This is a genomic window from Fimbriimonadaceae bacterium, from assembly GCA_019638775.1.
Lineage (GTDB): Bacteria > Armatimonadota > Fimbriimonadia > Fimbriimonadales > Fimbriimonadaceae > JAHBTD01.
The window spans coordinates 254,615-267,513 of sequence record JAHBTD010000002.1; the positions used below are offsets into that span (position 1 = coordinate 254,615).

Annotated in this window: 11 protein-coding genes; 5 read left to right on the forward strand and 6 right to left on the reverse strand. The window is 56.0% G+C overall.

The genetic code is table 11. The features are described 5' to 3' along the window. Positions 1-117: 117 nt before the first annotated feature. Together KF784_07375 and KF784_07380 are read right to left on the reverse strand one after the other, a co-directional pair. On the reverse strand, positions 118-2,049 hold the full coding sequence (locus tag KF784_07375; GenBank protein ID MBX3118871.1) for a S8 family serine peptidase: 1,932 nt from the start codon (positions 2,047-2,049) through the stop codon (positions 118-120). A gap of 164 nt (positions 2,050-2,213) precedes the next feature. Next, entirely contained in the window at positions 2,214-3,479 is a 1,266-nt protein-coding gene (locus tag KF784_07380) for a type II/IV secretion system protein (GenBank protein MBX3118872.1), read from the reverse strand. Positions 3,480-3,603: 124 nt separating this feature from the next. On the opposite strand from KF784_07380, the gene KF784_07385 reads away from it, so the two are divergent. The 5 genes from KF784_07385 (at position 3,604) to KF784_07405 (ending at position 8,670) form a co-directional block, all read left to right on the forward strand. Continuing rightward, the gene (locus KF784_07385) at positions 3,604-4,539 is read left to right on the forward strand and encodes a DMT family transporter (GenBank protein MBX3118873.1); all 936 of its coding nucleotides are present in this window, start codon (positions 3,604-3,606) and stop codon (positions 4,537-4,539) included. Positions 4,540-4,581: 42 nt separating this feature from the next. Continuing rightward, positions 4,582-5,907, forward strand: a complete 1,326-nt coding sequence (locus KF784_07390) for a hypothetical protein (protein ID MBX3118874.1) — start codon at positions 4,582-4,584, stop codon at positions 5,905-5,907. Positions 5,908-5,985: 78 nt separating this feature from the next. Next, positions 5,986-6,537, forward strand: coding sequence for a nucleotide exchange factor GrpE (gene grpE, locus KF784_07395; GenBank protein MBX3118875.1), 552 nt, complete (start codon positions 5,986-5,988; stop codon positions 6,535-6,537). After that, positions 6,534-7,916: a phosphoglucosamine mutase gene (glmM, locus tag KF784_07400; GenBank protein MBX3118876.1), complete on the forward strand. Its 1,383-nt coding sequence runs from the start codon at positions 6,534-6,536 to the stop codon at positions 7,914-7,916. The genes grpE and glmM overlap by 4 nt, the downstream gene beginning before the upstream one ends. Beyond that, positions 7,900-8,670 (forward strand): type III pantothenate kinase, encoded by a 771-nt coding sequence (locus KF784_07405; GenBank protein MBX3118877.1) that lies wholly within the window; start codon positions 7,900-7,902, stop codon positions 8,668-8,670. The genes glmM and KF784_07405 overlap by 17 nt, the downstream gene beginning before the upstream one ends. Positions 8,671-8,761: 91 nt before the next feature. Here KF784_07405 and KF784_07410 read toward each other — a convergent pair whose 3' ends face one another. The 4 genes from KF784_07410 to KF784_07425 form a co-directional block, all read right to left on the reverse strand. Beyond that, positions 8,762-9,391, reverse strand: a complete 630-nt coding sequence (locus KF784_07410; protein ID MBX3118878.1) for a hypothetical protein — start codon at positions 9,389-9,391, stop codon at positions 8,762-8,764. 56 nt (positions 9,392-9,447) lie between these two features. Continuing rightward, positions 9,448-10,314 carry a hypothetical protein gene (locus KF784_07415; protein MBX3118879.1) on the reverse strand — a complete coding sequence of 289 codons (867 nt, stop codon included), beginning with the start codon at positions 10,312-10,314 and terminating at the stop codon, positions 9,448-9,450. Between the two features lie 92 nt (positions 10,315-10,406). Beyond that, on the reverse strand, positions 10,407-11,774 hold the full coding sequence (locus tag KF784_07420; GenBank protein MBX3118880.1) for a caspase family protein: 1,368 nt from the start codon (positions 11,772-11,774) through the stop codon (positions 10,407-10,409). Positions 11,775-11,777: 3 nt separating this feature from the next. Next, on the reverse strand, positions 11,778-12,896 hold the full coding sequence (locus tag KF784_07425) for a hypothetical protein (GenBank protein MBX3118881.1): 1,119 nt from the start codon (positions 12,894-12,896) through the stop codon (positions 11,778-11,780). Positions 12,897-12,899: the final 3 nt, after the last annotated feature.

Consider the following 12,899-nt stretch of genomic DNA (forward strand, 5'->3'; position numbering starts at 1 on the left):
GCGTTGGGCGTTGGGCGTTGGGCTTTGGGCTTTGGGCTTTGGGCGTTGGGCGTTGGGCACGCACCTATCCGCTCCTTACAACCCTTACTCCTTACAATCCTTACTTCCCAACGCCCCTCACTCCACAATCAACAGCCGCAATACATCAATCTGCAGCTCGCTTCCCGAAGGTTGCCCGTTATCCGACTCCACCTGGAAGTAGATCGTCCCTTCCTCGTCCATGTAGTTTTGAACGTTGCTCAACGGGACTGTAAAGGTTTGCCAACCGCTCACGATGGGCGCATCGCGGAGTGTAACGTAGCTGCCATAAGGGTAGGACCCCGTCGACCAATCATAAATCTTGATCCGCTCGTTGCCGGTGGCTGCGCCTGTGATTCGACGCTTGAAAGTGAGCGTGAGGTTGGTGCGGTCGATCATCCGAAACGTGCTGTAATAGCGGATCACCCCGTCCGACCGACGTGTGCATCGCACATAAACGCCATCGTCCATGAGCGCGTCCCAAAAACCGCCAAAAACGCTCGCGCCTGGGCTGGCCCCCTCAATCATCGGGAAACAGAACGGGACATTGGTTGTATCCACATCAAGCGTTCCCCCCGGATAGCTTGCGTGGAACGAGTTCATGAGTGACACCGGTCCAGCAATGTCTGTATAGTCTCGGCTGGGGCCGGTAGGATCAAACTCAAAACCACCACCATTCATGCTGAACGTGCCATAACCTCGCCCGATCCTCCTCCCATAGACTCGCATGTAAGCCTTGTTGGGCACCGATCTCTTGCCAAACGGCGATATCCAGCGCACAACGCCGTCCCGAGCTGGCTCCGTGCCGGACATCAACAGTTGCAAAGCTAGCTGGGCATTCACGATCCCGTAATTGCAGTACTCACCGAAAGGTGCCTGGCTGACCTGGGTTGCGGAGTCCTCAATCGCGTGTCGAACGCTCACATTCGTTGCTCCCGGCACCGCACCAAAAAGCAAAGCCGCGATGCCCGCGACCTGGGGCGTGGACCCGCTCGTCCCACCAAATCCACTCGTGTATCCACCACTCGCGGTCGTCGTCCTCAACGAAACCCCGGGAGCAGCCACATCGACCCACGAACCGAAGTTCGAGAATCCGGCTTTGTTGAGGTTCGTGTCGATGGCAGCAATGGCCAGCGAGGCCTCGTAAGCCGCTGGATAGTAGCTGTAAACGTTCGACGCGTTGCCCGCCGCAACGACAGGAAGAACTCCCATATCGGCGATGTGATAAATCACCTTCTTTTCGAGTCCGGACACCCGGTCGGAGAAGAAGCTGCAAGAGATCACCTTCGCGCCCATCGTCAGAGCATAGATATAGGCATCAGCGTCGTTGGTGTCGTAAAAGTATCCCGAATCGGTCGAGGACTTCAGGCACATGATCTTTGCCCGTGGCGCAATGCCACAAACCCCAGCATTGTTATCCATCACAGCCGCTGCCAGCCCCGCGCAGGCGGTCCCGTGACCATTGACGTCGTTTGGATCGTTGTCGTTATAGTTGAAATCCCAGCCCACGATATCGTCGATGTAGCCGTTGCCGTCGTCGTCGATCCCATTGCCCGGAATCTCACCGGGGTTCTTCCAGATATTGCCGGCAAGGTCCGGGTGATTCACGTTCACGCCCGTGTCAATAATCGCGACAATCGTGTTATCGCTCCCAAAGCTTGTGTCCCAGGCGAGATCGGCCTTGATCGCCTTGGCGTGCCACATATCGGGCCATAGCGTGTCGTTGGGTTCGTAGGCCGGGCGGCCTGCGCCATCGTATTCGACGTACTTCTCGCCGAACGAATCGGCTAGCTTCCGTCGGGTGCTCGCCAACTGCTTTGTCGGCACGTCAAGAACGATAAACCCAACCTGCGGGTATCGCTTGACGACCTTGGCATTCTTTCCCGCAATTCTCAGCGCCCGCTTCTCTTCGGTTGTCTCAATGACGATATGCCTGGGATGGCACAGTTGCCCCTCAACCAGAATCGGTTCAAGGGTGACAATCGGGATAACGAACGTTGAAAGCAGGGCGGCAAGCATAGCAATCCTCAATGAGGCGTCTCCCCGCTTCAATTATAGCGGAGCATACGCCTCAGGGGAAGCTGGTGATTTGGCGGGGGAAGAGGCGTTCAGAGTTATGGTGAAAGAGCGGGAGCATAGGTCTTATAAGTCCTATATGTCCTATCACACCGTAGCTCCCCAACACCACCTCGCCCTTAGTCTAACGCCTGCGTGTAAACCGCCCGCAAGACCTCATCTGGCGTCGTCCAGCCCATCATAACCTTGTGCTTACCGTCCTCAAGCATCGTTCGATAGCCTTGAGCGCGCGCCGCTTCCTGAATGCGTCGGAAGTCCGCGCCCTGCGATACAGCGTGACGGAATTCAGCGGTGCCAAGGATGAGCTCGAAGAGACCAATTCGACCCTTGTACCCCGTGCCTCGACATTCGGAACAGCCCTTGCCCTTCACAAACGTGGCCCGCTCCATCTCCTCAGGCGTATAGGCCAGCATCTTCACTTCATCCTGGTCCAGCTTATAGGGTTCGCGGCACTTGCTGCAGTTCAACCTCACTAGCCTCTGAGCGAGGATTCCAACAACCGTACCGGCGATCAAGTAAGGCTCCGCGTGCATATCCACCATACGACCGATAGTTTCGACGGCATTGTTCGTGTGAAGCGTTGTCAAAACAAGGTGGCCTGTAAGACCCGCCTGAATGCCAATCCCAAGCGATTCGGGGTCGCGCATCTCTCCGACGAGCATGATGTCGGGGTCTTGGCGCAGGAACGAGCGCATGACGCGTGGGAAGGTCATCTTTTCCGTGACCTGAACCTGAGCGATATTCGTCTCGAATTCGTACTCAATCGGGTCCTCGACTGTCACGATGTTCTTCGTCTTGTGGTCAAGCTGGTTGATCGAAGCATAAAGCGTGGAGGTCTTTCCCGAACCCGTCGGCCCGGTCACGATGATCATGCCGTATGGGACCTGAACAGCGCGCTGCCAGTCCTTGAGCATCTCCTCCGGCATCCCGAGCTTGGTCAGATCGACCTTCATCGCCTGAGGGTCGAGAATACGCATAACGTACTTCTCACCGTTCAAGCACGGCACACACGAGGCACGAGCGGAGAGCCGCCGCCCCATGTACTCCATGTCGATACGCCCGTCTTGGGGTTCGCGCGTTTCGTCGATGCGCATGCCCGCGGCGAGCTTCAAGCGCGCCAAAACGTTCTGTGCCTGTTCGGGCGGCAAGAATCCTGTGGAGTGGAGAATTCCATCCTGTCGGTAGCGGATACGAAGCTGATCGCGCTCCGGCTGAAGGTGGATGTCGCTCGTTCCCGTTTCGAGCGCGTTCATAAAGATGTTGTCGACGATACCGACGGCCAGAGATTGCTCTTCGCCGCCCATTTCGCGCTGAACGCCCGCTTCACGAAGAATCAATCGAAAGCGCTTTGCCGCGCCGAAGTTGCCCTGAGACATGTCCTGCATGGTTTCACTAATCCGTTCGGCTCATCTTACACGCAGCAGCCCCTGACAAGCCATGCGCACCGAACACACCCCACAAATTTTTTGAGGCCCAGCCCTCGACGAAGGCGTCATTCATACTCGTAATGTGAGCGCTCATCCTCCTGCCAGAATCTGCTGGCCCATGGTCATGACCGTGGTGTTCTGGGGATACAACTTCGTCGCCCTCAAGCTGGTCAACAATCAGATGACGCCGATGGCCCTCGGCTTGGTTCGGTGGGTTCTCGGAATGGCGGGCATGGTCATCCTATGTTTGATCATTCGAGTGCCCCTCAAGGTAGAAAAGAAAGACTTTCCCCTGGCCTTTGTTCAGGGATTGTTCTCGATGGGCCTCTATATGATCGTCTTCTTGCAAGGCGCGTCCATGACAAGCCCCGCCGAAGCTGCGATCATCTTGGCTACTGCCCCGATCTTCACCGCGTTGTGTGCCGCTGCATTCCGACAGGAGAAGCTCAATCCATTGCTTTTGGGCTGGGCGGTCGTTGCCTTTGCCGGTGTTGCCCTTGTTGTGATAGGTGGGGCGGCTGGATTCGGCGAGAAGGGCCAAAGCCACCTTGCTGGAAACCTGCTCTTGCTTCTGTCTTCGGCTCTGTGGGCCGTCAGCGCCACCTTGAGCCGCCCTCTGGTTATCAAGTACTCCCCCTTCACCACTCTCACGGTCTCCATGTGGGGCGCTTTGCCGGTATGGCTAGTTTTTGGAATCGGACCCTCCTTAGCGACGGAGTTCGGAGCGTTCACGAGCGTCACGTGGGTTCATCTGTTCTTCATCGTTGTGTTTGCGGGGATTTTGGGATTTGTCGGCTTCTATGCTGGCGTGAGCCGAATCGGCGCTCCCGGCGCGATGCTCTATCAGTATTGCGTTCCGCCGGTGGCGGCAATCTTCTCATTCTTGGTCTTGCGCACGGGGCTTGCCCCGCTTCAGTTCCTCGGCTTCGCGCTGATTCTGTTTGGGGTTGTGATGGCAAACCGCGCACGAGCTCGCGGCGCGGCTAAGCTTGTCGAACCTGTAACCTCAACGACGTAGCCCATCAGATTGTTGTTGAGGCGTCTCAAGTAAACTCAGCGCATGCTAACGGCACTCGTGGCCCTAACCCTCTTCCAGACTCCAGCTAACATGGATGCAGCGCGCTACGAGCTTGGCGAGCGGTTGAAGGTTCTCGACGTGCGCTGGATGGAGACGACGGACAAAGCTCGCCGTTCTGCAGCCGTCCCCCAGATTACGAGGGCTGTGACCGCGTTTTTTTCTCAAAGGCCGACAGAGGCCGCGCAAGCGCTGGATATGGCCGCTGCCGTCCTGCAAGGGAGGGAAGCCCTACCCGAAGCTGGGATCAGCGTCCGGTTCATCCCCGCCATCTGCGAGCCCGGCAAAGAGGCCACCCTGCGAATTTGGTGGACTTACCAAAGGGCCGACGCCAAGCCCGTCACCATCCGTGTCGCGGGTCGATCTGTCGTCTGTGCACCTGGGCGGACGCTCACAATTTCGATCAACCCCCAAAAGATAGACCGTGAACTGGCGATGATGACCGAAGGGGGAACGATCATCGCGATTCAAGTGGGAAGTCTTCAACGCACCGCCTATCTCAACGTTGTCAAGAACGCACGGAAACGGATTCAAGACCTCGCTGAAGCGAAGAATCCCACTGCCATTGGGCTCCGTGATCTGATTGTTGACGCGGTCGAGAAGCCGGAAACGATGGAGATGGATATCCCCATCGCCGAGCAGCTCCTTCTCGCCGAGCGGCTAGAAGAAGGCACGATGAAGCTTTGGCAAATGCGCGATCTGTGGCGGATTGAGCACGGCAAAACATTCTTCAGGGCAGCTTTTCCAAACACGTCGCGTGTTGACCCATCGCAGTCCAAGCCCGTGAACGTTGTGATCGCCTATCACGGCGCGGGGGGATCGGAGAACCTGTTTTTTGAAGGGTACGGTAGGGGGCTTGCCGTCGAAGAAGCGATACACCGGGGCTGGATTTTCGTCGCGCCCAGAGTCGGAACAACGGCACACAAGGATGTCATCGACTGGCTCACAAACGTGCGAAAGCTCAAGATTGGCAAGGTCTTTGTGATGGGTCACAGCATGGGCGGGGCCTACGCAGCTGCAAACATCGGCACGATCAATCCTTCTGCGGTGGCTCTTTTTGCACCTTCCAGCGCACTTCGCCGCGATGACGTCAAGTGTCCGGTCTTTCTCGGAGTTGGGAAGCAAGAACTGCCGTTCCTGGTTGGGACGATCTCACGAATGGCGCGTGATCTTGGTGGACTGCCCGGCTTCACGTACGAGCAATACGATCCGTGTGAACACATGATGATTGTCGCCGAAGGGGCGAAGGCAGCCTATGGCGTCTTCGATTCGACCCTCGCCGAAGGCGTAGGACCGAACCCGCTGTATTGACCCCGCGTAGGTACAATTTGAGCACAGAAACGGGCCGCTACCTATCTGATTTGGCCTGAAACGGAGACTCTCTCACTTATGTCTGAGGAAACAGTTCCTATCGAAGAAACCCAGCCCGAAGAGCAGCAAACCGCCCCGGATTCGACGCCCGAGAGCGAAACGATTGCCGCGTTGCTCAAACAGATTGAAGACCTTACCAAAGAGCGCGATGACATGAAGGATCAGCTCTTGCGGGGAATGGCCGACCACCAAAACTTTCGACGGCGGATCATGCAGGAGCGAGAGAAGGATCGTGTGCTTGCCACACAGGATCTGATTCGCGACCTCCTTCCGGTGCTTGACAACTTTGAAAGGACGCTTGCCGCTCTCGCAGCAGGGGCTAGCGTCGAATCGATCACCGAAGGGGTCTTGAACGTGGATCGCCAGCTAAGAAACGTGCTCGAAGGCAGACAGCTTGTGCGAATCAAAGCGATGGGTCAACCTTTCGACCCGAACAAGCACGAAGCGATTGCCGTCGAGGAGTCGGAAGACCATCCCGATAACACCGTTTTGCAGGAGCTTGAAGCGGGGTACACGATGTCGGACACGGTAATACGTCCGGCACGCGTCAAGGTGACGAAAAGGCCGTGAGCAAGAAGCATTTCGGCACGGACGGCATCCGTGGTGTTGCCAATGTCAAGCTCACTCCCGAGCTCGCCTTCGACCTGGGTCAAGCCGCCGGGCGCTATCTCATCTCCAAAAAGCTGAGCCGGAACATCGTCGTGGGCAGAGACACACGCCAAAGCGGTCCTATGCTTGGCGCCGCGATGGGCGCTGGCTTTTGTTCGGTGGGTGTGAACGTCACGGCCGTTGGCGTGGTGCCAACCCCCACCATCTCATACATCGTCCGCAACGAAGATTATGGGATGGGCGTGGTGATCTCAGCGAGTCACAACCCCGCCCCCGACAACGGCATCAAGCTCTTTGGACATGACGGGAAAAAGCTCCCCGACGAAGTCGAAATCGAGATTGAGTCTTTGATGGAGAGCCGGATCGAGAATCGTCCCGTGGGCGATAAAGTCGGCTATCTCAAGTCGAGCCGGGCCAGTGTGGAGGCTTATCTCTCCTTCTTGGTTGGTCTCGTGCCCGAAAAGCTGACTGGGATGAAAGTCGCTGTGGATGCAGCGCATGGCGCAGCCTATGAGCTTGCTCCCGAAGTGTTGATCCGACTCGGCGCGGAGGTCTTCCTCACTGGAGCCGAGCCCGACGGGATGAACATCAACGAAGAGGGCGGAGCCACCAAGCCTTCGACGATCCAAGTATTCACCCAAGAGGTCGGAGCCGATGTTGGCGTGGCTTTCGATGGCGATGCCGACCGCGCGATCTTTAGCGACGAGAAAGGCGCATTGATCAATGGCGACCGAACCCTCGGACTATGGAGCGCCCATTGGCGCAAGTTCGGCGGTCTAGAGCCAGCCGTTGTCATTGGCACCGTCATGAGCAATGGCGGCTTCGCCAAATACATGGCAGACCAAGAGATTGAACTGATCCGTGCTGCTGTCGGAGACAAGTATGTGGCCCAAAAGATCGCCGAGACTGGAGCCAAGATCGGTGGAGAGCAGAGCGGGCACATCATCTTCCCAGAGTGTGGCCCCACCGGCGACGGCTTGGTGACCCTCCTTCAAGTGCTCCGTGTTCTCAAGCGTGAGAACCGCCCCGCGTCGGCATTCTCTGCCGACTACGAGCCTTGGCCTCAGCTTTTGGTCAACGTCAGCGTGGCGGACAAGGACACTTGGAAAGAGCCAGCGGCAGTCCAGCAGGCCCTGCAAGACGGCGAAAAGGCATTGGGAGAGCGGGGAAGACTTGTCGTTAGGGCAAGCGGCACCCAGCCGATGGTTCGCGTGATGGTCGAGGCGGATGAATACCCCTTGCGTGACCAAGTCACCGATGCGATTGTCAACGCTTTAATGGAGCATTCCGGCGGTTCGATCTATAGCCGGGTAGATTTGACGCATGCTCTTGGCGATTAGCGCCGGAAATACAAATCTCAAAATGGCGGCCCATTATGGGGCGCGGTGGCATGGTCCGTGGGCTCTTCCAACCTACGCTACAAATGACATCAAAATACTATCAAAGTGGTATCATAATAATGTCATTTGTAGCCTGCCTTCGGCGCCCGAAAAGGCAGCCTTTCTTTCGGTTGTTCCATCGGTCACTCCAATCGTCGAACAATTCCTCAATGACGAAGGAATCCCCTGTTGCCAACTGACTAGCGATGTCTACAACTCGCTCGGATTGGGCAACTCTATCCCCGAAACCACCGGCGCAGACCGCATCGCCAACGTCCTCGCCGCAAAGGATCGATTTGGCTCGCCAGCCATTGCGGTGGACTTTGGCACCGCAACAACCATCACGGCGATCAATGCTCAAGGAGAGTTCGCAGGGGGCGCGATCTTGCCGGGAGTCGACTTACAAATCCGCTCGCTGAACCAAGGAACGGCGCAGTTGCCGGAAGTGCCGGTGGAGATTCAGGACTCGGTTTTGGGGAGGGTCACGGTGTCGGCGATCCAGTCGGGGGTTGTCAAAGGACATCTAAAAGCGGTTCAGGGGCTGTTGCTGGAAGTTTGTGCTGAGTTAGGAGTCAAACCTGGGCAGGAGCCACCCATCGTCTGTACGGGCGGCAGAGCGGCTTTTTATGCGGAACACAGTCCGTTGTTGAAGAGTTTCGATCCGTTCTTGACGTTTGAGGGGCTGCGATTGGCCTCTGCAATCCAGGTCAGATAGGCTTGTGGTCCTCGATTCACTTGCTGTAGAGATCTTGTACTCTACTGACTTTGAGACCCTCCACCGCAAGCGGATGGAGGGATGAAAGTGCTTAGATTGGTTTTGACTCTGAAGTCCACGTACTCTCCCAACTGCGTCTCCAACGAAACCATAGGTCCAGGCAAAGGAACACAGCTCCACCGAAAGGAGCTAAACACATCCACAAAGCCAACGGTACATTACCAATACTCATCCCAAGTATCAGACTAACGATGATCACCGAAAGGCCGAGGATCAGCATTCCATAGGACAGAGCGAAGGCTTTTGAAACACCAAACAACTTGGATCTGCCGTTCGGTTTTCGGACTGCGCGGCGATGCGACCACTCAGTTTCCCAATTGAGACCTTCCAAATGAGGCTCAAGCCTTGTGCGAATGTAGTTGCCCAAGTGGTCGATGGATTGAGTTAAGCCTGATGTCATCAAGAGTGCAATGATGATAATCAGGTAGGCAAAAAACAACGCTGAGCAAGAGATAGTGAGTTGAGCTTGGAGGTGTTGAGCACTCTCGGCAGGCTTTGATTGGACAATGGCTATTGCGCCCGTTGTGCCAACTGCGCCAAGTGTAAAGCCCAAGATTGCGAGGCGACTTTGTTGATGCCCTTGAAGTTCTGAGCGAAGAACTTTGAATTCTTCAAGCATCTCCGCACGTGTATCCTTGTCCGGTTTTTGTTGTATCCCCACATCGAAATTGTACGCGGCATCAGGCTTTTCGGTTGCGAATGAGCAGAGTCCTGCTCTTACTTCCCGCTCGGTTTAACTGTCTCGGGATGCCTCCTCACAAAGTCTAACTCCTCTGCTAGTCTTTCCTGAACGAACGTGTATGGCTCAGCAATTTCGTGAAGAAACCCTTCAGTTTTATCGAGCAGGTGGCTCTTCGCTCCAATTGATCGGACACAGTTCATTGCCGCATCTCTCGAATTCACCCACTCCTTGTGTCGTGAGATCATCATGAGGTAGTCGCTGTCTGACAACAGGCTTAAGCAGCCAGCAGCGATGTCATTGCGATCAGGCTTGTGCCCCTTTTCGGTGGATAGAGTAAGCAAATTCTTGGCATCTAACTCAGCCAGAATCCTTGTCGCTCTGACGGCAGACCTGTATGTATCGGTCCTCGCAATGCGCCACACTTTCTCTCCCGAGTATTCAAGTTTGTATTCTCGAATGAGTTCGCAGATGACTGTCCGAACAAACTCATCAGGATCATCTAGGAAGTTATCGACGTCGGTTTTTGTCAGGAGAGATAGATGACCACAAGTCTCAAGGGCGATCGCTCTCGTGACGGGATCGGGATCGGATAGAAATCCTCGAACAGTGTCTGAGCTGTTGTCCCTAAAGTAAGTCCTTGTTTCATCGCGTTTGAATCCGGTAATCCGCGCCAAGGCATCAAGACGAATGTTCTTGCTCCGCAAGTTCAGGCATTGCATCGTAAATGTTGCGTCGGCTTGCGTGTCTTTGATCTCACTTAGCTTTTGTGCAAGCCGGTCATCGGAGCTAAACCGAACTTCGAGGGAGGGCCATGCCACGACTATTCCAAGAGCCAGAAAGGCGAGGGTAGCAAAGATTCCGATTGCGAGCTTTGTGCCGGTGCGCATGATTGGGACAATCATGCATACGCTCCGAAGCTTGATAAGGATGCGAGACAGAAAGAAACCCTCCATAGCCACAGCTATGGAAGGTTTGATTTACGCTTTTTCAAAAGTTAGAACTGGGCGTCCGAACTCATTAGCGTCAGGTACGGCAGGGTTGGCGTTTGTGGGGAACCGCCACCGCCCCGTGCCGACGTTCCACCGCCCTTCATCCGGTAGAACACCTGCCAACCGAACTCCGAGATCGGAATGCGGTTCGAACGGAAATCGCCAAGGACGTGGGTGATCGAGTCGGCATAGATGCCGATCTCCTGACCGTTGCGAACGTAAGAGAAGACATTCTCTCCGGGCATGGTCGCTTGACCCTGCGCAACCGATCCGAAGGTCGGAACTTCCATTCCGAAGTATCGCCCACCGTTGATTGGACGATTGGCTTCAAAAAACGCGAAAATACGTGCGCCCTTGAGGAGGAAGAATCGATAGATATCGGACTTTGCCACCATCGACGAAGTGTCGGTGCTCAGTTCGGTATCGACACCGGCAAGAAAGTCTTTGCCCTCGATGTTCGTGCCTGCACCTGCAAAGTAGATGAAGATCGTTGCGCCGTCTGGGATGCGGCTTGCCAACGCCTCTGCGCTGGTCTTAATCTGTGCAGCAGTGGCGTTTAGAACGACGTCAACGTTTGCCTCTGCATAACCGCCGTTGGTGGTGAGCGCAAGTCGGATCGCCTGGGCATTTGCGGATGCAAACGGTACGGAATTGCCAGCCAGTTTGGACTCGGAGTTGCCGATCACGAGCGCATACTTGTTTGCCAGTGGGGCGACCTTCATGCCGAGGCCGGGATTCGAGACCGTTCCGCCACCCGTGTTTGCACCACCGGTGTTTCCTGTTCCTCCTGTGTTTCCAGCCCCGCCGGTATTTGCCGGTTGTTGGGGAGGAGCTTGGCCTTTCATCCTGCCGATCTCGCCCATCTCTTCAGGGGCGACGACTTCGGTATCGACCTTCCAGCTCATTTTGCTTTGGACTTCGCCAAACTTGGTGTCCAATTGCTCCTGCTTTTGGCGCTCGCCGGTAGAGCCGTAGATCACGTTGAGGAAGTAGAAGGTTTCGTAGCTGTGCTGACCCTTTGTGATCAGAATTTCAAACTCTGCAGCAACCTTTTGATAAAGGTCTGTTCTCTCGGGACCGGGGTTCATTCCAGCAGCCTGACGATAGCCCGAATAAGCGCCTAAGAAGTTCGGCGAGTAGGATGCACCCTCACGCCATTGACGGCGCTCGGTTGCAGGGCCTGGCAAAAAGGTCGGACCGGATACATCGTCGGGCCTGTAAGCGGCGGCTTGCTTGAACGCCGTGCGCGCAGATGCCCAATTTCCGGCTCTTGCCTCACTCAACCCTTTTTCATAGGCATTGCTCCACGACTGCGACATCGCAGAAGCGGCAACCCCAAACAAAACTGCAGCAAAAATCAAACGACGCATCATTCGTTATTTCCCCACCCGGTACTGAAAATAGAGCGAAGTATCTGTGCCGCCACCGGTTGGCTTGGCAAAGTTCAGCTCGATTGACCAAGGTTGGTTGTTCGGACGGTATCCAAAGCCGTAGGTGAAAGTATTGCGGTCGTCAAAACCGTTCCCTCCAGCTGGCACCCCTCGGAACCCGACTCGGATGGGGATCGTTCCCCCGCCGATGCCGTAGTTGTATTCCAACCCAGCCCCGATCGCGGTGAAGTCGCTTCGCATCAGTCGGTCAGTCCCTTTGCCTTCAAAGAAGTAGTCCACTTGTGCCCCAAGAATCATGTAGTCGCTTCTTCGGCCCACCGAATCTTGTCGGATGGCCACACCGGCGGAGATCAGTCCGGGGATTTGGCTATACAGCGAGTTTGAATCTCCCCCTGTCAGCTTGATCGGCGTACGGGCGCTGATGCCGAACGTAAGGTTCGACTGATTCGAAGGAGTGAACATCAACCCCGCCACAGCGCCGATGCCCGTGCCGGTGCCCTCAGATTCTGCCTCTTGCGGTGGAATCTGGTTATCGTTGAAGGTGATGAGTTGGTGATTGCGAATAGCGTTCGATGCGCCAACCACGCCAACGCCCCAAGCCGTCTGTCCGTCGGCAGAGGCTCGGCCATAGCTTAGCGTGATGAAGCTTGTTCGTACACGGGTGAAATCGAAGTACGTCGCAATTCCGCCGCCGAGGTTGTTACCGCGCTCGGTGTCGTTGAACCATCCCCCAAGCTGGTAGGAGATTCCAAAAGCTCCGCCGCCTTGCGGTGTGGCATAGCCCAAGTGGGAAAGACTGTAATCGCCCTTGTCCGCCGTAGTGTCCAGACGCTTGTCGGCAAGCGAGCCGGTGACCACGGTTTTGCTTGTTGGCAGTGTCCTCGACGCCAAACCAAACGTAGGCTGTCGGATATATCCAAGCCCAGCCGGGTTATGAAGAATGGACATCGTGTCCGAGCCGGTGGCGTTCATCGAGCTGCCCGCGCCCATCGCACGGCCTCCCGCATCGAACGCGTTCAACATATCGGGCACTTGTGCCAATGCGGCGGCCGGAACCAGAGTTCCGGCCATCAAGCCAAACGAGAGCTTCCTTGCGACTGTCATAGG